The following is a 20,859-nucleotide window of genomic DNA, read 5'->3' on the forward strand; positions in this document are numbered from 1 at the left end:
TTCGACGAAATCAAAGTACGACTTTTCAAAAGCTATAGGTCGTTTCTTTCTTAAAGAGGTTAAAGATGTTAAATTTCAGCACTGAAAGAGCGATTTTTCATTAGCCATGGGTGAAGCCCACGGAATCAGTATTTTCACAATGTTAAAGAGCCCTGAAAGGGCAAAATCCTATCTAAAATTGATAATGAAAAAAATGAAAATAATAATTCTAAGTCTAATGCCATTTCTCTTTTCTGCCCAGAAAATGAGAGTTTTTATGTTAGCTGGTCAGTCAAATATGAACGGTTTCGGTTACACAAAAGATTTACCGAAAGATTTAAAAGAATTCAAGGACGTCTACATTTTTCAGGGAAACACTGCTGATGACGGCGACAAAAACGGTGGCGTCGGAAAATGGGATATTCTCAAACCCGGTCACGGAACAGGTTTTAAAACTGATGGTAGAAACAATATGCTTTCAGATAGATTCGGGCTTGAACTTTCTTTGGCAAAAAGACTTAAAGAACTTTTTCCAAAAGATAAAATTGCATTGATCAAATATGCAAAAGAGGGAACTTCAATCGACAGTTTGGCAAAAGCCAATTTCGGTTGCTGGGAGCCAGAGTACAGAGGTTCAAACGGAATAAATCAGTATGATCATTTTCTGAAAACACTTAGTTTGGCTTTAGAAGATTCTGATATTGATAAAGATGGTAAAAAGGATGAAGTAATTCCTTCGGGAATCCTGTGGATGCAGGGAGAAAGTGACGGAGGTTTTACGAAAGAAGTAGCAGAAAAATATTATGGTCACCTTAACAATCTTATAAATTTGATGCGTGCTTCTCTGCGAAAAGATGATATTCCTGTCGTGATTGGAAAAATTTCAGATTCCGGGAAAAATGAAAAAGGTAAAATCTGGGCTTTTGGTGAAATTATACAGGAAGCCGAAGAAAAATTCGCAAAAACCGATAAAAAAGGAGCGGTTGTTCGTTCTACAAAAAATTACAAATACAGCGATAATTGGCATTATGACAGCGCAGGCTACATTGATTTAGGAGAAAAATTTGCGGAAGAAGTATTTAGACTCATTACAAAATAAGAAATCTCAAAAACCCTAACATTTGTCATTCTTTGTAATTCATCATTAATGAGTAATTTTGCATTGCCGGCTTTATAGCGGTTTACAAATTTTCTCACATGAATTCTTTAGTTAATAAATATAATATTCCAGGACCACGTTATACATCTTATCCCACCGTTCCTTACTGGGACGAGAGCAGTTTCTCAACGGAAAAATATAAAGAAACGGTCATCAGATCTTTTAACGAATCCAATCCCGGAGAGGGACTATCGATTTACATTCACCTGCCGTTTTGCGAGGCTTTATGTACATTCTGTGCCTGTCACAAAAGAATTACAAAACAGCACAGCGTAGAAATTCCGTATCTGGAATCTGTTTTAAAAGAATGGAATTTATATTTAAAACTTTTTAATGAAAAACCAAAGCTTAAAGAACTTCACTTAGGTGGCGGTACTCCTACATTTTTTTCTCCCTCAAACTTAAAGACAATGCTTGAAGGAATTTTCGAAACTGTAGAAATTGCAGAAAACCCCGAATTTTCATTTGAAGGCCATCCAAATAATACAACCCGTGATCATTTGCAGACTTTGTATGACCTTGGTTTCAGAAGGGTGAGTTTTGGTGTTCAGGATTATGATCCGAAAGTTCAGAAAGCAATCAACAGAATCCAGTCTTACGAAAAGGTGAAGGAAGTTACAGAATTTGCCCGTGAAATTGGTTATAGAGGCATCAGCCATGATTTGGTTTTCGGTCTGCCGCATCAGAACTGGGAGGCCATGGAAAATACAATCCGTAAAACGATGGAACTGAAACCAGACAGGCTCGCATTTTATTCTTACGCTCACGTACCGTGGGTAAAAGGTGTTGGACAGAGAGGTTTCGACGAAAATGACCTTCCAAGTGGTGACGAAAAAAGACGTTTATACGAAGACGGTAAAAAATTACTTGAAGATTTGGGCTACATCGAAGTGGGGATGGATCATTTTGCACTCGAGCATGACGACCTTTATCAATCGATGAAAGAACGTAAACTTCACAGGAACTTTATGGGATATACTTCAAGCAAAACTCTTCTAATGGTTGGTTTGGGGATGTCTGCAATTTCAGATTCATGGTATGCTTTTGCACAGAATGTAAAAACGGTGGAGGAGTATCAGAAAATGGTTGAAGAAGGCGAAATACCTGTGGTAAAAGGTCATATTTTAAATTCAGAAGATCTTTCAGTAAGAAGGCATATTCTCAATCTAATGTGCCAGCTTGAAACTGAATTTACAGATGCCAATTCTTTTCCGGAACTGCAAAACTCAATGGATATGCTCGCTGAAATGCAGCAGGACGGTCTGGTTGAAATTTACGACAGAAGAATAAAAATTACCGAAAAAGGCAGAGCATTTACGCGAAATGTAGCGATGGTTTTTGACCTCAGAATGATGAGAAACAAGCCTGAAACCAGAATTTTTTCAATGACGATATAGTCTATGAAAAGCAGAATTTTTTTAGCGGTTCTGTATTTTTATGCGCTTTTTTTCAGTGTCTGCAGAACAGTGCGTTTTCCCAATGACTGGGCAATGGCTCACTGGCTGATGGATTATCACTCTGGGATCATCAAACGCGGTTTGGCAGGTGAAATTTTTGGTTTTCTCTTCACTAAAACTGAATTAAATATTACGATTGTCTCAGCAGTTGTTCTTGTAGTCTTGTATTTGGCTGTTCTGATGATTGCTTTGAAGGAAAGTTTCAGAAAAAAAATACAACCTCTTGCTGTTTTATTTTATCTCACTTTTTTCATTTCCCAATACGTGGTTTTTTCGGCGCATTTGATAGGATATTTAGATCATCTCATCTTTCTGATGGCAATTCTGACGGTTTTTCTTATCCGAAAAAAAAAGGTTTTTATAGCTTCTTTAATTGCAGGGCTTTCAGTTTTTATTCATGAAATTTCGTTTTTTCTTCTTATCCCCGTGAGTGTTTTTGCTTTGATTTTATCTGAAATTCAAGCTCGTGAATTTTCATTAAAAAAGCTTATGGAGGGAATGATGGTGAGAAAAATGTTTATATTTTTAATGTTACCAGTGGCCTCTTTAGTATCTGTTTTCTATCTTCAGGAATACCATTTACGGTTAAACCATTCTCAGATTTTCAGTAGTCTTAAAGATTCAGGTTTTATTTCAGAAAGTGCTGCAGATTCGGTTGCATCGGGATTTACCAAAAGTTTTGCCTATCAGTGGGAAGCGCAGAATCCGCATTTTTTTCAACGGATTTTGATGTCAACTTGTACTGTTTTTTACGGAATTCCAATCGCTTTTATGCTTTTGATAATTTTTAAAATATTTAATTTAAGAAAAAACCTGACTTTGTTTTTCGCAACTGTTTTCATTTGTTTATGTCCACTTTTTCTTCACGCCATAGCCTATGATACTTACAGAATCTGGACTTTTCCTTTGATGATTGTTTTCCTCCTTTTTTGGATTCTGAATTCTTCAGAAACTGAATCATTAAATTTTGAAAAATTTCCAAAATCTGAATTTATAATTTTCATCATATCTTTGCTGCTGATGGTATTCACTCCACTGCATCTTTTTGATAATGAGGTTGAAAATGTGTCTTTTTTCAATAAGATGATTGTGTTACTGCAGATAATATTCATTACACTTTTTGGGGTAAAAAAAATCTCAGATTTAAAAAAACCTGAGATTAAATAAGAAAAACAACGTCTGAAATTACTTGATAACGATTCTCTGACTATGAGATTTCAGATCGCCGTTTTTTAGGATCAAATAGTAAACTCCTGCCGGAATTCCTGTTATATTAATCCCGTTTTCATGGTCTATAACTCTTTGTTCTAAAACTTTCAAACCTTCGCTGCTTATAATTTCTGCACTGATTTTCTGAAGATTATTCATATTCACAAAAATCTTTTCAGATGCAGGGTTAGGATAAACTTTGATGGGTTCAGACATTACCGCTTCATCAGTGGCCAGCGTTCCTGAAACAATTTTAAAAATCTTTCCGCTGGTTACCGCTGCTACGTAAAGTTCTTTCTGTGCATCCTGCCCGAATGTTGAAAAATTATTTCCTGTAAAAGCCGGCGTCCATGTAATGGAATTATCGGAGTTCAGCATTCCAATCTGAGTAGAGCAGTAATCTGCGAAAAAATATTTGCCCTGTAACGCAGGAAATGCGGTTCCTCTGTAAACATATCCTCCTGTAATTGAGCATCTTCCGACCGAGTGATCATACACAGCAAGAGGAAATGTGAGAGTAGATGCGGCTGCGCAGCCTCCAGTGTTGTAAGTACTGTTTCCTTCATAACATCTCCATCCGTAATTGATTCCTCCCTGGGTGATTGGCATAGAATTAATTTCTTCAATTACGCCCTGTCCCACATCGGCGATCATGGCGTTTCCTGAGGTCAAATCAAATGAAAATTTCCATGCATTCCGAAGACCGTAAGACCAAACTTCGTCTGCACCGTCAACTCCGATGAAAGGATTTCCTGCAGGAATGTTGTAAGGTCCCGTAGAATTGATATCAATTCTCAACATCTTTCCGAGCAGGGAATTTTTGTTTTGTGCATTGTTATTCGGGTCACCGCCACTTCCTCCATCACCTGTCACAACCCAGAGATTTCCGTCCGGTGCAAAATGGATGCTCCCGCCATTGTGATTGTCAAATGGTTTAGGAATATTCAAGATAATTTTTTCGGTTGCAGAATCTGCAACATCTGCATTTGAGCTTACCGTATATCTGGCAACTGTAAGATTGCCTGCCGTGTTGTTGTAAAAAACAAAAAAGTAGCCATTGGTGGCGTATTGAGGATGGAATGCAAGCCCCAGGAGACCTCGTTCCCCGCCGTAGGTAATTTTGGATGAAATATTTAAAAAACTGGTTCCGTTGGTAACACCATTCGGCTGCAGAATTTTAATAATCCCGTTCTGTTGAACTATGAAAAGCCGCGAATCATTGGCATTTACGATCTCCACGGGAGCTGTAAAACCGGTTGCAAACTCCTGCAGACTGATGCTTTGCGATGACAGATACGATGAACAGATAATGCCCATCGCAAAAAATAGTTTTTTCATAATAATTTGGTATTTAAGGTGTTAAATTAGTGATGAAAAATCTGTACCATAAAATAATCGTACAGGAGAAAAATCGTATATTTCTTTTTTAACATTAATAAATACTGAATTTGTCTGAAAATAAACGATTTCTATTGTTAAAAAGTCAAAAAAAATACAATTAAATTGTTATATTTGCCGACTTAATTTAACGTAGTTATAACAAAATGCAAGGAAAAGGACTTATTACAATTGTTGCTATTGTCCTCGGGTTAATTTGCTTTAACGAGCTAATTCCAACCTGGTACGCCAGCAAAATTGAATCGCAGATCGAAGCTGCGAATGGGAACGAAAAAGAAATCAAGAGACTGAAAGAGCAGACTCTGAATCTTGGGTACACAGAGCTTACTTATGCTAAAGCCAAAGACAAGGAAATGAAACTGGGTCTCGACCTTAAGGGTGGGATCAATGTTCTTTTGGAAATCAATCAGAGAGATCTGGTGAATGATTTAACCAATTATTCCACAAATCCTGTGCTTATCGAAGCTCTAAACAAGACAGATGAAGTACAGAAAAACTCTACAAAATCTTACATCGACAATTTTTTTGTTCAGTTTGATGCAGTAAACAAAGCGAAAGGGGCAAATCTTAAACTTGCAGATTCTGAAATTTTCGGAAATACAAATCTTCAGGAAATTAAGTATAATACTTCAGACGAGCAGGTAAAAAGCATTGTAAAAAAGAGAATTGATCTTTCCGTAGATGCTGCTTTTGAAGTGATCAGAACCAGAATTGACAAAGTAGGAGCTATACAGCCAAACGTTCAGAGAGTACCGGGTACAGCAAGAATTTCTGTTGAAATGCCGGGTATGAAAGACAGAGATAAGGTGAAAAAAATGCTTCAGACATCTGCGAAACTTCAGTTTTGGGAAGTGCAGAAAGCTGAGGAGGTGGTTCCTTATTTCCAGTCTTTAGGCTCTATGATTACTGCAAAAGGAGATTCTATCGGGATTTCTAACAAGACAGATCTAATAAAACTTTTACAGTTCGAAAAACTGCAGTCAAACGGTGTAGGAAACATTAAAATTTCTGATACTGCAACTGTAAACAAAATTTTAAGAAGTAAAGTGGCTCAGTCTCTAAGACCTGCCAACTTGAAATATACTCAGTTCCTTTGGGGATATAAGCCGGAAGCTACATCTCCTGATGATCTTGTGCTTTACGCTATCAGAGGGAATATCAACCAGAAAGCACCGGTAGACGGAGCGGTAGAAACAGCAAAAATCAGCTACGATGATCTTGGAAGAATAGTAGTAGATATGCAGATGGATTCTAAAGGTGCCAAAGAATGGAAAACTTTAACGGAGAAAAACGTTGGAAGACCAGTTGCAGTAACTCTTGACGGAAATGTTTATACAGCACCAAATGTTGTAGGCGCAATTCCTAACGGTAGAACCCAGATTTCAGGGAACTTCTCTCAGGAAGAAGCCAAAGAATTGGTAGACGTTTTGGGAGCTGGTAAACTTCCTGCAGGAGCAAAAGTGGTTCAGGATACTGTTGTAGGTCCGTCATTGGGTCAGGAATCTATCAACGCGGGGATGATGTCATTCGCAATTGCATTCCTTATTATCATCGTTTACATTATTTTCTACTACGGTGGAGCTGGTGTTTATGCGGTTATAGCGATGATCATCAACTTATTCTACATCTTCGGAATTATGGATTCCGGTGACTTCACACTTACACTTCCAGGTATCGCAGGTATGGTACTTACGATGGCGATGGCGGTAGATACGAACGTCATTATTTATGAAAGAACAAAAGAAGAACTTTTCGCTGGAAAAGGTATTCTTCAGGCTTATAAAGACGGATTTAAACACGCTTTAAATGCAATTATTGACGGTCACCTTACCACTTTATTAACAGCAGCTGTTCTGTTCTTCTTCGGAACAGGTCCTATTAAAGGATTTGCGATTACTTTAGGTATTGGTATCATCATGACTTTATTCACGTCTGTAGCATTATCAAGAGTAATGATTTTCTCAAGACTTGAAAAAGGAAAAGGGCTTTCAGTTTGGACGGCTCCTACGAAGAATTTATTCAGAAATACTTGGATTGATTTTATCGGTAAAAGAAAAATTGCTTACGCTGTTTCAGCTGTTTTAACGATTATAAGTTTAGTTTCAATCTTCACCAATGGTTTCAAATACGGAATCGACTTTACCGGAGGTAGAAATTATGTAGTGAGATTTGATAAAAATGTCGGCGCTGAAGAAGCAGAAGAAAGTTTAGTAAAACTTTTCAGAACTGATGAGGGAAAAAATTCTTCAGTAGAAGCAAAAACTTTCGGTAACGACAGACAGCTTAAAATCTCTACCGATTACCTTATTGATGATGAATCTCTAAAAGCAGATCAGACTGTAGAAAAGAAATTATACGAAGGTCTAAAAGCTAATCTTCCTGCAAAAATGACTTTAGAAGAGTTTAAGGCTGCAGATAAAGATCACGCTGGTATTGTATCTTCAGAAAAAGTGGGTCCTACCGTAGCAGATGATATCAAAACACACGGGATTCTTGCTGTAGTTGCGGCTTTGGCAGGTATTTTCATCTATATTCTGATCAGATTCAGAAAGTGGCAGTTTTCTTTAGGTGCGGTCGTAGCTTTATTCCACGATGCTATCATTATCCTGGGAGCGTATTCACTGCTACACAATATCATGCCGTTTAATATGGAGATCAATCAGGATTTCGTTGCGGCAATTCTTACGGTATTGGGATATTCAATCAACGATACTGTAATTATCTTCGACAGAATCAGGGAATATTTAAGAGAGAAAAAATCGGTGACATTAGCTGGTTTGTTTGATGACTCTATCTCAAGTACTTTGGGTAGAACGTTCAACACCACTTTCACGGTATTATTGGTAATCCTTGCTATTTTTATCTTCGGTGGAGACAATCTTAAAGGATTTATGTTTGCCCTGTTAATCGGTATCGGTTTCGGTGCGTACTCATCCGTATTCATTGCATCCGCGATTGCATACGACTTCCTGAAAACAGGGAAGGAAGAAGAGGTGAAAGGAAGATCAACTTCGGACAAAGAAGTTTTGGCTTCAAAATAAATTTAACTACAATTAAGTTATACGGACTGTCTTTTTTAAGGCAGTCCTTTTTTTTGGAGTTTTTAAATTTTCTAATTACTTATATGAGTAAAATAAAACAGTAAGCGAAACAAACTTTCCCGTGACGAAAACCATTCAAAAAATCATTGGAGTATTTGCTGTAAAATTTCAGGATCAAATTGGATTAAACTCATTTGGATTTTTATTTAAATTTAATCTAAATGAAAAATAAAAGACTACATTTTTTCACTTTTCAGTAATTTTGCACCTATGGAAAAATCAAAGAAAAGTGCAGCCATCGGCTTTATCTTTATTACACTTTTAATCGATGTAATCGGGATTGGAATTATCATTCCCGTAATTCCGAAACTGATCGAAGAACTCATCCACGGAAACGTAGGTGATGCTGCAAAATACGGTGGCTGGCTGGGCTTTGCCTATGCATTTACCCAATTTGTTTTTTCACCGATCATTGGAAATCTCAGCGATAAATTCGGGCGGAGACCTGTTATTTTAATTTCACTCTTTGGTTTTGCCATTGATTATATTTTCCTTGCACTGGCACCCAATATCTGGCTTTTATTTGTAGGAAGGGTGATTGCCGGCATTACTGGGGCAAGTTTTACCACGGCAAGCGCCTACATCGCAGATATTTCTTCCGATACAGACCGGGCAAAAAACTTCGGAATGATCGGCGCTGCATTTGGTTTGGGTTTTATTATAGGTCCTCTTTTGGGCGGAGTTTTAGGGCATTTTGGGCCAAGAGTTCCTTTTTATGCTGCGGCAGTTTTATGTCTGGTAAATTTTCTTTACGGATATTTTATTCTTCCCGAAAGTTTAGACAAAGACAAAAGACGAGAGTTCGACTGGAAGCGGGCAAACCCCATAGGATCATTAAAATTTTTGTTGAAGCACCGCGAACTTTCCGGTTTGGTCATCAGTCTTTTTTTAATTTATATCGCGGGTCATGCGGTACAGACCAACTGGACATATTTCACACAGAGCGAATTTAACTGGAGTACAGCAATGGTGGGCTTTTCGCTTGCTGTGGTGGGAATTTTAGTCGCTTTGGTGCAAGGAGTTTTAATCAGATACACCACTCCAAAATTAGGTGAATACAAAAGCATCTATCTCGGTCTGTCTTTCTATGCAGTAGGAATGCTGTTTTTTGCTTTTGCTAAAGAAGGATGGATGATGTTTGTGATTTTAATCCCGTATTGTCTGGGCGGAATCTGTGGTCCCGCTCTGCAATCTGTAATCTCCCGCAACGTGGCAGATAATGAGCAGGGCGAGCTGCAGGGGGCTCTCACCGGTTTAATGAGTATTACAGCAGCTATCGGACCACCTCTGATGACGTATCTTTTTTACAGATTCAGTGAAAAAAATGCCGAGTTCAGATTTCCCGGCGCTCCGTTTTTTCTGGCATTCATCATGATGAGTGTAAGTGTGGTGATTACGTATTATGCTTTCGAAAAAAAGAAATCTTAAAATATCTTTAAATTTAAACCTAAACTGAAGATTTATATTGAATCTTTTGTATTTTTACAAAATGGAATTAAGCTTTGGAGAAATGGCTCTCATCGTTCTGGCAATCGTTGTTTTGTTCGGTCCCGATAAACTTCCGTCTATTGCCCGTGATCTGGGTGCAGGCGTAAGAAAAATGCGTGGTGCTGTGGATGAAATCAAAACAGAAATCATGAAAGAAGCCGATAATCCGGTTTCTGATATCAAAAAAGAAATCGATAAGATTAAAGATGCTGCCAAAGATTATAATCCTTTAAATAATCTGGAGGACGATCTTAAAAATACAGGACCGAAAGAATTAACCGACGATAAACCTATAATCAAACCTTCTGAAGATGATACTTACGAAGGGCCTGTAAGCAGATAATGGAAGAAGTAGTATTAGAAGACAAAGAGATATTTCTGTACCTGAATACTCTCGGAAGCCAGCCCTTTGACCAGTTTTGGATTTTAATCTCCAAGACCTTTATCTGGATTCCTCTTTATGCTATTTTCTGCTATTTTCTTTACAAGAACTTTAAGCTGAAATCTTTTATTTTCATTTTAATTTTTGTGGCAATAGGAACTGCAGTTTCAGACCAGATGGCGGGTGTATTTAAACACGGTGTCCAGAGATTGAGACCTTGCCATGACCCGTCATTACAGGGCTTGATGAGAATTGTAAAATGCGGCGGAGAACACGGTTTCTATTCTGCCCACGCATCTAATACTTTCTTTCTGGCATCTTATTTAACGGTTTTATTAGGAAAAAAAATCAAGTGGCTGCCTTATTTCGTATTCTTTTGGGCAGCTGTGGTATCATACAGCAGAATTTATTTGGGCGTACATTTCCCGGGAGATATTTTGGTGGGGGCGTTTGCAGGATCTTTGGTGGGAGTGGTATTTGCCTTACTCGCAAAAAAAGTGATCAACAAACAAACCATATCTCAATGACAGCAAAACTATTTTTTTTAGGCACAGCATTGTTTTCAATGATCTGTATCCATGGTCAGGATAAAAAAGCTGCAGAAGACTGCATGCGCAAAAACGATTTTCTGTGCGCAGAAAAACAGTATCAGATTTTGGCAGATAAAGAGCTGATTCAGAAATTCAAATCAGATTATTACGTTCAGCTTGGAACAGCACAGCGAAGACTCGGTAAAACCTCTGCAGCATTCAAATCTTTCGAGTCTGCGCTCATTACTAATCCTCTTTCAGTTTCTGTTTACGAAAACCTTGCAGCACTGCACAATACAAAAGGCAGCCGCCCGAAAGCGCTGGAATACATCACTTCCGGACTTAAAGTGGATGATCAGAATGCCAACCTTTATCTTTTAAGATCTAAAGTCTATGACAATATGGGCAAAAAAGATCTTGCCCTGAAAGACCTGAACTATATTCTTACATTCGCTCCAGAAAATCTTTTTGCAAAAACAGGTTTGGCAACGTTGAAAAAACGTTCAGGGGATCTTGAAGGTTCACTGGCAGATTACAACAAACTTCTTGCAGAACGTCCGGAATCACTTTTATACAACGGAAGGGCAGAAGTGTATGTTCAGATGAAAAAATATAAAGAAGCTCTGGCAGACGTCAACAAATCGATTTCTATAGATCCCAAATTTTCTCAGTCTTATGTTACAAAAGCCGCAGTTCTGTTTGAAACTGCAAAATCTAAGGAAGCCTGCGAAAATTTAGACAAAGCCATAGCACTGGGACATGAGAAATCTCTTTTGCCTGATTACGCAGCTAAATGCATCAAAAAAACGCAGTAAGCTCTTTGTTTTTCATCTTTATAAATTTTTTCTCCATTCATGTTAAATATCGTTCTCGTAGAACCTGAAATACCAAACAATACAGGAAATATAGGAAGACTGTGTGTAGGAACCGAAAGCAGATTACACCTCATTCATCCACTGGGATTTTTAATTGATGATAAAAATCTGAAACGTTCCGGCCTTGATTACTGGGTTCATCTGGACGTTACCGAATACAGTAATGTAGACGAATGGATGAAAAATATTCGTGATTTGTCGCGGGTTTTTCTGATGAGTTCCCATGCTCAAAAATCCTATCTCGAAATAGAATTTCAGGATGGCGACTGGTTGGTTTTCGGGAAGGAAAGTAAAGGGTTGAGCAAAGATGTTTTAGACCGTTTTGAAAATCATCTTACAATTCCGATGTCTAAACTGATACGGAGTTTTAATATTGCCAATTCAGTTGCTTTTGTGGTGGGAGAAGCGAAAAGACAGCTTAATCTGAAACTGTAGTTTAATCATTATGATAAGGTTTTCCCTGTAAAATCTGATCTGCACGGTAGACCTGTTCAACGATAAATAAGCGGATCATTTGGTGAGTAAAAGTCATTTTTGATAATGACAGTTTTTCGTTGGCTCTGCTGTAGATTTCATCTGAAAAACCGTACGCTCCACCAATCAGAATATGTGCTTTTTTCACTGAAGAATTCATCCATACATCAATTTTCTGCGCAAATTCACGGCTGGTAAACTGTTTTCCTTTTTCGTCCAGAAGAATGACCAAATCTGTTCTGTCGATTTGATTTAAAAATAATTTGCCTTCCTCTTTTTTCAGAAGTTCAGCTGTTAGATTCTTTGCATTTTTGATATCAGGAATCTCGGTAATTTCAAAATTCCAGTGTCGCGGAAGACGGGTAAGATAATACTGAATGAGAAAATTGATTTCTTTATCGTCTGTTTTACCTATGCAGAGAAGTGAAATGCGCATTGTAGAATTTTTAGACTGCAAAGATATTTAATTTGAATCAGACTTTATCGGGCCTGATTTTTGAAAATGATTTTATTTGTTTACATTTACCTTTTAAACAAAATTTAAACGTTTTCCAACTTGAAATTGATGACTTCAGAAGTTACATTTTCAGTTTAAAAAAGATTTAATCGAAATGGCTTTTAAAACTCCTAAAGTAATCCTAAAGGTTCAGAAATTTTTTGAAGACATTCACCTTCCTGTACTGGGAATTTCTCTGTGGGAAATGTTCCAGATCTATTTTGCAGGTATTTTCAAAGACAGAATCGGTAGAAAAGCAGCAGGGATTTCCTGGAATTTTACCTTGAGCCTTTTTCCTTTTTTGCTTTTCCTCCTTTCGGTTTTGCCTTATCTGCCGCACTATGACAAGCTTCAGTTTTATATTTTTGAAGTTTTGATGCACAATATTTTTCCCAGTAATATTGAAGGCGATGTGAGATCTTATATTGAAGAGAATATTATTCCCAATATGAAGGGAATCAGCAATTTAACGATTCTTATCGCTTTGGTTTTTGCCACCAACGGAACTTTCGCACTCATCAGCGGTTTTAATGAGAAATCCGAAGAAAAACTTACCGATGTTAAAGAATTTATTCTCTCATTCTTTATCACAATAGGATTTGTGACGATGGTTTTTTTAACTCTTTTTGGAGTGTATTACGTGGAAGTGGTAGTAAAACTTTTTACACCGAGTGATAATCTTACATGGCTGGTCAAAAACCTTACAGCAATCATAGGTTTTGTATCATTTCCGCTGTTCTTTTTTCTTCTTCTGGCGCTGTTTTACTGGCTCGGCACGGTGAAGATTGTCCGTTTCAGGCAGGCGGTACCCGGAGCAATTCTTACGACAGTTTTGTTTATAATTACCACTTATTTCTTCACCCTTTATGTAAAAAATATTGCAAGATACAACGTACTTTACGGCTCTATCGGAAGTATGATTTTACTGATGGTCTGGATCAATGTGAATGTGTATCTTCTCCTTTTCGGAAACGAACTAAATATGGCATTACGAAAACTTAGAGTTGAAAAACTGCTTGCTGATGCCCTGAAAAACGAAAAAGAAAAAAATATTTCCGATACTTCAGAAACCGATTCGCAAGGGGACGATAAGCAGTAAGAAACTTGAAGAAAACAGATACAATGATAAAAAAGATAATCACACAGGTAGTTCTCCTGACTGCAGTTGTAAGCCTGCATTCCTGCCAACATATTTTAGATCAGGCTGAAGAAAAGAGAGCACAGGAAAATTTTACCTCAGAATTTATGGGAAAATGGACGGGAACGTATTATGGAGATCTCAGCGGTAATCTTACGGTGAATGTTGCTAAAAATGCTTCTGCAGAAGTGAGCAGAAGTGCTAGTGGTGGCACAGATTCTTACTGGACAAGCCTGATCGGATCTTCTTTCAATACCACTGTAAAATCTCCTCAGGGGTTTATTATCTACGGAAATCTACAGAACAAAGCCGGAACCTGGGAAATGGGAACTGCTAAAGGAACGTGGACTCTAATGAAAAATTAATGATTATATTTTTTTTCCGGGTCTGAAATTTAAAACCAAAACTCCCGAAACTGCGGCAATCACCGATGCTGTGAGAACAGCAAATTTCGCCTCATTCTGAATTTCAATATCGTTTTTAAACGAAAGCAGAGCGATAAAAATAGACATCGTAAAACCTATTCCCGCCAAAAGCCCAACACCAATCATGTGTCTCCACTTAGATTTCTTTGGAAGTGCGCTTATTTTCATTTTTACAGCAATGAATGAGAAAAGGTTGATTCCAATGAGTTTTCCTGCAACCAGGCCAGCAATAATTCCCATCCCCAAACCACTGAAAAGTTCTTCAACCATCCCATTCTCAAATCGAATATTGGTATTGGCGAGAGCAAAAATGGGCATGATGACAAAGTTAACCGGTATGTGAAGTTTATGCTCTAATTTCTCAAGCGGAGACGGGATCACAGATGATTCATTTGTGGGTATGGTAAACGCCAGCAGAACGCCAGCAATTGTTGCGTGAATGCCAGACTGATGCAGAAAAAACCAAAGAAAAAGTCCGGGAATCAAATAAAAAATGATTTTTTTAACTTTCAGGAAATTTAATAAAGCTAAAAATCCTACAATTCCAAAAGAAATGAAAAGGCTTGAAAGATAGATTGAATCGGTATAAAAAAAAGCTATTACCAGGATTGCTCCCAGATCATCAACAATCGCCAACGCTGCCAAAAAAATCTTCAGCGAAGAAGGCACTTTACTGCCGAGGAGTGAAATAACTGCGAGAGAAAACGCAATATCTGTAGCCATCGGAATTCCCCATCCATTCCTTACATCTGTGTTAAGATTGAACGCCAGAAAAATCAGAGCAGGAACAAGCATTCCGCCAACGGCCGCAAAAATGGGAAGGGAAGCTTTTTTAAATGTTGCCAGCTCGCCTTCCAGAATTTCTCTTTTGATTTCCAGACCTACCAAAAGAAAAAATATGGCCATCAGACCATCATTAATCCAGGTACTCACAGAATATTTCAGGTGTAAATTTTCTGCTCCGATTTTGTGATTTAACAGTGAAATGAAATTTTCATTTAACGGAGAGTTGGCAATTACCAAAGCTGCGGCAACACAGAATATCAGCAGAACTCCTGAAGACTGGTTGCTTTTCAGAAAATTGATAAAGTAGTTACTGAGTTTCATATTTTTATAATCTTCTTACCCTTGAAACTCCGTTGATGTCTTTCAGCTTTTTAAAAGTTTCCTCGAGCTGACCTGTATGTTTTACTTCAAGATTAATATTTCCTGTAAAAATTCCGTCGTTGGATTCTATAGACATGCTTTTCATATCCATTCCCATCGCACCGCTGATTACGGTAGTAATATCGTTAATCATTCCCATTCTGTCGAGACCTTCAATCTCAATTTTCACTCTGTTTTTAAAGCTTTCCTCATTCACCCACTTGGCAGGAATTACACGGTAATCGTACTGTGCGCGAAGATTTATGGCATTAGGACATACGTCGCTGTGTACTTTTATTCCTTCAGAAATGGTAATAAAACCGAAAATCTTGTCTCCAGGAATTACGGTACAGCATTTAGCATAAGAATAATTGAGTTTTTCTTCATCTTTACCAAAAACAATCATATCCAGATTCTGCTCTTTCTGTTCGGTGTAGTGAACATTCTTTGCCGGTGATTTTCTGAATCTTGAAAGCAGGTTATTAAACACATTTTTACTTTCAATATATTTTCTTAAACTGCTGGCATCAAGCTCGTTGCTCTGAAATTTTAAAAATAATTCCTGAGATGTTTTAAGATTGAAAAACTTCTGAAGTTTATTGATTTCCTCATCATTAAAATTGATTTTCGCATGACGGAGTTTACGCTGAAGAATCTCTTTCCCTTCATCTACCAGGGTGTTTTTCTGGGAATTCAGGTAACCTTTGATCTTTGATTTGGCTTTTGAAGTAACCACAAATTCAAGCCAGTCTGATTTTGGTTTCTGGTTTTGAGAAGATAATATATCGATCTGATCACCATTTTGGAGTTTATAGGAAATCGGAACCAGTTTGCCGTTGATCTTCGCTCCTAAACATTTCATTCCCAAATCTGAGTGCACAGAAAACGCAAAATCCAGAGCAGAAGCGTTGGTTGGAAGTATTTTAATTTCGCCTTTCGGGGTGAAGACAAATACCTCTTTTGAATAGAGATTGAGTTTTATGTTATCTAAAAGTTCAGATGTAGTAAGATTTTGCTGCTGTTCCAAAACATCACGGATTTCCGTCACCCATTTTTCAAAATTACGGTCTTCAGTGCTTTGTTTGTAGCCTTCTTTGTATTTGTAATGGGCTGCGACGCCTTTTTCAGCAATATCATCCATTCTCTCGGAACGGATCTGAACTTCAATCCACTTTCTGTCTGGTCCCAAAACGGTTAAGTGCAAACTTTCATACCCAGTAGAACGAGGTTGGGTAATCCAGTCCCGCATTCTGGATGGGTTGGAGTGATAGACATCTGTTACAATTGAATATATTTTCCAGGCAAGAAATTTCTCATTTTTGGCATCAGATTTATAAGTAATTCTGATCGCATAATTATCATAAACTTCTTCGAAAGAAACGCCCTGTTTCAGCATTTTCCTATAGATTGATGAGATGGCTTTTGCCCTTCCTTTGATGCTGAAGTTTAAACCTTCATCTTTCAGACGGTCTGATACTTCATTTTTAAATTCCTCAATGTATTTTTCGCGGGATTCTTTTGCAAGTTCAAGTTTTGAGGTAATTTCATTGTAAACATCAGGGTTGTTGTATTTTAATGAAAGATCTTCAAGCTCAGATTTGATGTAGTACAAACCTAGACGGTGTGCCATTGGAGCGTAAATATAGACCGTTTCTGAAGCTATTTTTTTCTGTTTGTCTGGTGCCATACTTCCGAGAGTACGCATATTATGAAGGCGGTCCGCGATTTTGATCAGAATTACCCTGAAATCTTCAGAAAGTGTAAGGAGAAGTTTTCTGTAATTTTCAGACTGAACAGAAATATTCTGATGGTTCATGATCGAAATTTTGGTAAGACCATTCACGATCTCAGCGATTTTAGACCCGAATATTTTCTGCAGATCTTCAAACGTATAATCTGAATCTTCGATTACATCATGCAAAAGTGCACAGGCAATGGATGTGGCGCCCAGACCTATTTCTGTGGCGACAATTTTTGCAACGGCAATAGGGTGATAAATATAAGGCTCCCCGGATTTTCTTCTCTGGTCTTTGTGAGCGTCCAGAGCGATATCAAAAGCCTTTCTTATCAGTTTGTTGTGTTCTTCATCTAAAGTACGGTACGTATTAGAAATCAGATCTTTATATCTTGCGAGAATTTCTTTATTCTCCTGTTCCAGGTCATAACTCATTTGCGAAGGCTTTATCAGACGAAAATACGAAAAATAAATGCAGTTATCAATTTAAACCCACAAAAAATCCGCAGTTTTTAGCTGCGGATAAGGTTATTAGTTTATTAGAATCAGTTTATTTTAAAATTTTACTTCAGAGTCCATGCCTTCTGTGGCACCTTTAAATTTGAATTCGGGACTTGCGTGAATTTCAGATTTGTTTTTCGCATCAATGTACTTTTTAACGGTAGCATAAGATGCCTGACTGATGCTCATGTTTTCAAAAAGATATATCTTAAGTACAGAATTTTCAGCAAAAACTTTTCTTGCCAGATTTTCCTGCGTGTATTCTGATATCTGTACACTTGCTATGTAAGGCGAATCATGATGATGTTCTGTAATGTATACAATGTAGTCTTCATCACCGAAACCAGCCATTTCCAACTCGATCTCGAGTCTCTTGTAGTCGCTGTGTTTTTGGAAAACACCGGTTATAATTGTAGACATGATAAACTGTTTTGAATTGGTTGTTTAAAGATAAGAATAATTTATATATAATTATTTAAAATTTAAATAAAATTAATATTTATTATTTTATCTATATTAATTTATTATTATTTAAGAAATTTTCTATTGTCTTTCTTTTTTCCAATTTTCTGTTTCCGCTATTTTTTTAATCATTTTATAGAAATTCCTACAAGAAAATAGATCAACTTCATTTTGAAAAAGTTTACATTTAAAAAGCCTGTCTAAAAAATTAAACAGGCACTAAATTATTTAAATAAAATTAAATTCTCTCATTTTTAATTTCCTCCACAATTTCAGGATTCAATAGAGTAGAAGTGTCGCCGAAATTACTAAAATCTCCTTCAGCAATTTTTCTTAAAATTCTGCGCATAATCTTTCCTGAACGGGTTTTCGGAAGTCCGGAAACAAACTGAATTTTATCCAGTTTAGCAATCGGACCAATCTGATCTGAAATCAACTGATTAATTTCTTTAACCAGATTTTCCTGCTTTCTGTCTGATCCTGAATCTTTTAAAATCACAAAACCGTACAAAGCACTTCCTTTGATGTCATGCGGGAAGCCTACAATAGCAGATTCTGCCACTGCCGGATGTTCATTGATGCTGTCTTCAATCGGAGCTGTTCCCAAATTATGCCCGGAAACAATGACCACATCATCCACACGACCGGTAATTCTGTAATAACCAACTTCGTCTCTTAGAGCACCATCACCAGTGAAATATTTCCCCGGAAATGCTGAGAAATAAGTCTCTTTATATCGTTGATGATCACCCCAAATTGTTCTGGCAATTCCCGGCCACGGAAAACGGATGCACAAGTTTCCTGTAACCTGATTTCCTGTAATTTCGTTGCGTTTGTCATCCATCAGAACCGGCTGAATTCCCGGCAAAGGAAGCGTTGCGTAAGTAGGTTTTGTAGGCGTCACAAATGGAATAGGAGAGATCATGATTCCGCCTGTTTCTGTTTGCCACCACGTATCTACAATCGGGCATTTTTTTCTTCCCACGTGATCGTTGAACCAATGCCAAGCCTCATCATTAATAGGTTCTCCAACAGATCCGATCACCCTCAATGAACTTAAATCATGTTTGTCTACCCATTCAGCGCTTTCTTTTGCCAAAGAACGGATGGCAGTTGGTGCCGTATAGAATTGAGTAACTTTATGCTTTTCAATAACTTCCCAGAATCTGTCCGGTTCAGGATAAGTGGGAACACCTTCAAAAATAACGGTGGTTGCGCCATTCAATAAAGGCCCGTAAAGAATGTATGAATGTCCGGTAATCCAGCCGATATCTGCGGTACACCAGTAAATGTCATTTTCCTGATAATTGAAAACATTTTTGAACGTATAAGCCGAGTAAACCATATAACCAGCCGAAGTGTGAAGCATTCCTTTTGGTTTTCCGGTAGAACCTGAAGTGTACAAAATAAACAAGGGATCTTCAGCATCCATGATGATCGTCACGAAATCTGCGGAAGCTTTTTCATACAGGTCAGCCATCCAGAAATCTCTTCCTTCCATCATTTTTATTTCATTGTGGGTTCTTTTTACCACCAAAGTTTTTTCGACAGTCGGACATTTTTCCAGAGCTTCATCGATGATTGATTTTAAATCTAAAACCTTGTTTCCTCTGTAACTTCCGTCGGAAGTGATCAGCATTTTTGCACCGCAGTCATTTACTCTCGAAACTACCGCAGAAGCCGAAAATCCTGCAAAAATAACTGAGTGTACCGCTCCAATTTTCGCACAAGCCAACATAGTCACCGCAAGTTCAGGAATCATAGGAAGATAGATGCAGACTCTGTCGCCTTTCCCAATGCCCATGTCTTTCAGAACATTTGCGGTTTTGTTGACTCTTTCGTACAGTTCGTTGTAAGAAATGTGTTGTGCTTCTTCTTTCGGGTCGTTGGGTTCCCAGATTATTGCTGTTTTTTCGCCACGTACCGATAAATGTCTGTCTAGGCAGTTTTTGGTGATATTTAATTTAGCATCTTTAAACCATGTGATTTTTGCCTCATTCATATCATATTTTACCACCTTGCTCCACCTTTGATACCAGACAAAATTTTGGTCAGCCACCTTGTCCCAGAATTTTTTAGGGTTTTTGATTGATTTTTTGTACTCTTGAAAGTAGTGCGGTAAATCTTCTATCACGTAATTTCTCATACTTTTTCTTTTTAGAATTATTTGTTATTTTAATTTTTGAATGTAATTACTGGTTTTAACGCAAGGTTTCACAAAGATTTTGTTTTAAAATATTCTGCATATTCTTCGTTCGCAAAGGCGTTCTACTCAGAAAAGATGTATTTACAAATTAGATTTTTAGTTCCATGATTGGTAGAAATCTATCTTTTATGGATGTTTCAACTTGTCCAATATTTGAAAACCCGAAGCTTTCATAAAATTTTTGTGCGTTCGGATCGGCATCCAGAATTATTCTTTTGGTTTTGTTCTTTTTTACTATGAAAATAAAATCATTCATTAATAATTTGCCATAACCTTTTCCAATTTCATCAGGTAAAACAAATAAATTATCAAGCTTTACAGTATTTTCATTTATACTGAAGAAAGAATAATAAGCAACCGTTGAGTTGTCAATTAATAATTTATAAATCTCATTATTTTTAATGTATTCCTCTTTTATGGTAAGCAAATCAGACCATTCTTCCATTTGCTCATTCGAATATCCCCAATATGCCTTTGACTTTTTTGTAATCTCAGTCAAAATTGTATGGTCATAGATATTTGCTTTAATGATTTCAACCATTGAATTTTTACTTATTCATATTTTTCCACTCTTCCAAATAGTAATCCAAACAGTTATTTTGCTGACTTCGGAAACGGAGGCGTTAAGAAATTTTGAATTATTTTCGTTAAAAAAATTCCACTGTCTGAGTGGCGGCTATAAATATTCTGACAATATA

General features: G+C 37.3%; 18 protein-coding genes. 11 read left to right on the forward strand and 7 right to left on the reverse strand.

Annotated elements, in window-relative coordinates:
- Nucleotides 1–193: 193 nt before the first annotated feature.
- The 3 genes from ASG31_RS06340 to ASG31_RS06350 all read left to right on the forward strand — a co-directional run bounded on the left by ASG31_RS06340 (nucleotide 194) and on the right by ASG31_RS06350 (nucleotide 3,762).
- Nucleotides 194–1,078 (forward strand): sialate O-acetylesterase, encoded by an 885-nt coding sequence (locus tag ASG31_RS06340; protein ID WP_117585837.1) that lies wholly within the window; start codon nucleotides 194–196, stop codon nucleotides 1,076–1,078.
- 98 nt (nucleotides 1,079–1,176) lie between these two features.
- Nucleotides 1,177–2,535 (forward strand): oxygen-independent coproporphyrinogen III oxidase, encoded by a 1,359-nt coding sequence (gene hemN / locus ASG31_RS06345; RefSeq protein WP_056029415.1) that lies wholly within the window; start codon nucleotides 1,177–1,179, stop codon nucleotides 2,533–2,535.
- Nucleotides 2,536–2,538: 3 nt separating this feature from the next.
- Nucleotides 2,539–3,762 (forward strand): hypothetical protein, encoded by a 1,224-nt coding sequence (locus tag ASG31_RS06350; RefSeq protein ID WP_056029417.1) that lies wholly within the window; start codon nucleotides 2,539–2,541, stop codon nucleotides 3,760–3,762.
- Nucleotides 3,763–3,780: 18 nt separating this feature from the next.
- Here the strand turns inward: ASG31_RS06350 and ASG31_RS06355 are convergent, their stop codons facing one another.
- Complete coding sequence (locus ASG31_RS06355) at nucleotides 3,781–5,142, reverse strand: PQQ-dependent sugar dehydrogenase (RefSeq protein WP_056029420.1); 1,362 nt, start codon at nucleotides 5,140–5,142, stop codon at nucleotides 3,781–3,783.
- A gap of 206 nt (nucleotides 5,143–5,348) precedes the next feature.
- Between ASG31_RS06355 and ASG31_RS06360 the strand changes: the two genes are divergently transcribed.
- The 6 genes from ASG31_RS06360 to ASG31_RS06385 all read left to right on the forward strand — a co-directional run bounded on the left by ASG31_RS06360 (nucleotide 5,349) and on the right by ASG31_RS06385 (nucleotide 12,013).
- Nucleotides 5,349–8,243, forward strand: a complete 2,895-nt coding sequence (locus tag ASG31_RS06360) for a protein translocase subunit SecDF (RefSeq protein ID WP_056029423.1) — start codon at nucleotides 5,349–5,351, stop codon at nucleotides 8,241–8,243.
- A gap of 270 nt (nucleotides 8,244–8,513) precedes the next feature.
- Nucleotides 8,514–9,731, forward strand: a complete 1,218-nt coding sequence (locus tag ASG31_RS06365) for a TCR/Tet family MFS transporter (protein WP_056029425.1) — start codon at nucleotides 8,514–8,516, stop codon at nucleotides 9,729–9,731.
- Nucleotides 9,732–9,792: 61 nt separating this feature from the next.
- Complete coding sequence (locus ASG31_RS06370) at nucleotides 9,793–10,134, forward strand: twin-arginine translocase TatA/TatE family subunit (RefSeq protein ID WP_056029428.1); 342 nt, start codon at nucleotides 9,793–9,795, stop codon at nucleotides 10,132–10,134.
- Nucleotides 10,134–10,700: a phosphatase PAP2 family protein gene (locus ASG31_RS06375; RefSeq protein WP_056029430.1), complete on the forward strand. Its 567-nt coding sequence runs from the start codon at nucleotides 10,134–10,136 to the stop codon at nucleotides 10,698–10,700. The genes ASG31_RS06370 and ASG31_RS06375 overlap by 1 nt, the downstream gene beginning before the upstream one ends.
- The gene (locus tag ASG31_RS06380) at nucleotides 10,697–11,518 is read left to right on the forward strand and encodes a tetratricopeptide repeat protein (RefSeq protein WP_056029434.1); all 822 of its coding nucleotides are present in this window, start codon (nucleotides 10,697–10,699) and stop codon (nucleotides 11,516–11,518) included. Before ASG31_RS06375 ends, ASG31_RS06380 begins: the two co-directional genes overlap by 4 nt.
- A 39-nt stretch (nucleotides 11,519–11,557) precedes the next feature.
- A complete protein-coding gene (locus ASG31_RS06385; protein WP_056029437.1) occupies nucleotides 11,558–12,013 on the forward strand; it encodes a tRNA (cytidine(34)-2'-O)-methyltransferase in 456 nt (151 codons plus the stop codon).
- Nucleotide 12,014: 1 nt separating this feature from the next.
- Here the strand turns inward: ASG31_RS06385 and ASG31_RS06390 are convergent, their stop codons facing one another.
- A complete protein-coding gene (locus ASG31_RS06390; protein ID WP_056029440.1) occupies nucleotides 12,015–12,488 on the reverse strand; it encodes a 23S rRNA (pseudouridine(1915)-N(3))-methyltransferase RlmH in 474 nt (157 codons plus the stop codon).
- 175 nt (nucleotides 12,489–12,663) lie between these two features.
- Here ASG31_RS06390 and ASG31_RS06395 point away from each other — a divergent pair, with 175 nt between their 5' ends.
- Together ASG31_RS06395 and ASG31_RS06400 are read left to right on the forward strand one after the other, a co-directional pair.
- A complete protein-coding gene (locus ASG31_RS06395; protein ID WP_056029443.1) occupies nucleotides 12,664–13,647 on the forward strand; it encodes a YihY/virulence factor BrkB family protein in 984 nt (327 codons plus the stop codon).
- Between the two features lie 23 nt (nucleotides 13,648–13,670).
- The gene (locus ASG31_RS06400) at nucleotides 13,671–14,051 is read left to right on the forward strand and encodes a hypothetical protein (RefSeq protein WP_131725510.1); all 381 of its coding nucleotides are present in this window, start codon (nucleotides 13,671–13,673) and stop codon (nucleotides 14,049–14,051) included.
- Nucleotides 14,052–14,054: 3 nt separating this feature from the next.
- Here ASG31_RS06400 and nhaA read toward each other — a convergent pair whose 3' ends face one another.
- The 5 genes from nhaA to ASG31_RS06425 form a co-directional block, all read right to left on the reverse strand.
- On the reverse strand, nucleotides 14,055–15,218 hold the full coding sequence (nhaA, locus tag ASG31_RS06405) for a Na+/H+ antiporter NhaA (protein WP_056029449.1): 1,164 nt from the start codon (nucleotides 15,216–15,218) through the stop codon (nucleotides 14,055–14,057).
- 4 nt (nucleotides 15,219–15,222) lie between these two features.
- A complete protein-coding gene (locus ASG31_RS06410) occupies nucleotides 15,223–17,427 on the reverse strand; it encodes a RelA/SpoT family protein (RefSeq protein WP_056029452.1) in 2,205 nt (734 codons plus the stop codon).
- Nucleotides 17,428–17,547: 120 nt separating this feature from the next.
- Nucleotides 17,548–17,913: a hypothetical protein gene (locus ASG31_RS06415; protein WP_056029455.1), complete on the reverse strand. Its 366-nt coding sequence runs from the start codon at nucleotides 17,911–17,913 to the stop codon at nucleotides 17,548–17,550.
- Nucleotides 17,914–18,193: 280 nt separating this feature from the next.
- Complete coding sequence (gene acs, locus ASG31_RS06420) at nucleotides 18,194–20,101, reverse strand: acetate--CoA ligase (RefSeq protein ID WP_056029458.1); 1,908 nt, start codon at nucleotides 20,099–20,101, stop codon at nucleotides 18,194–18,196.
- 148 nt (nucleotides 20,102–20,249) lie between these two features.
- Complete coding sequence (locus ASG31_RS06425; RefSeq protein WP_056029462.1) at nucleotides 20,250–20,702, reverse strand: GNAT family N-acetyltransferase; 453 nt, start codon at nucleotides 20,700–20,702, stop codon at nucleotides 20,250–20,252.
- Nucleotides 20,703–20,859: the final 157 nt, after the last annotated feature.

It is taken from the genome of Chryseobacterium sp. Leaf404, assembly GCF_001424145.1.
Taxonomy (GTDB): Bacteria; Bacteroidota; Bacteroidia; order Flavobacteriales; family Weeksellaceae; genus Chryseobacterium.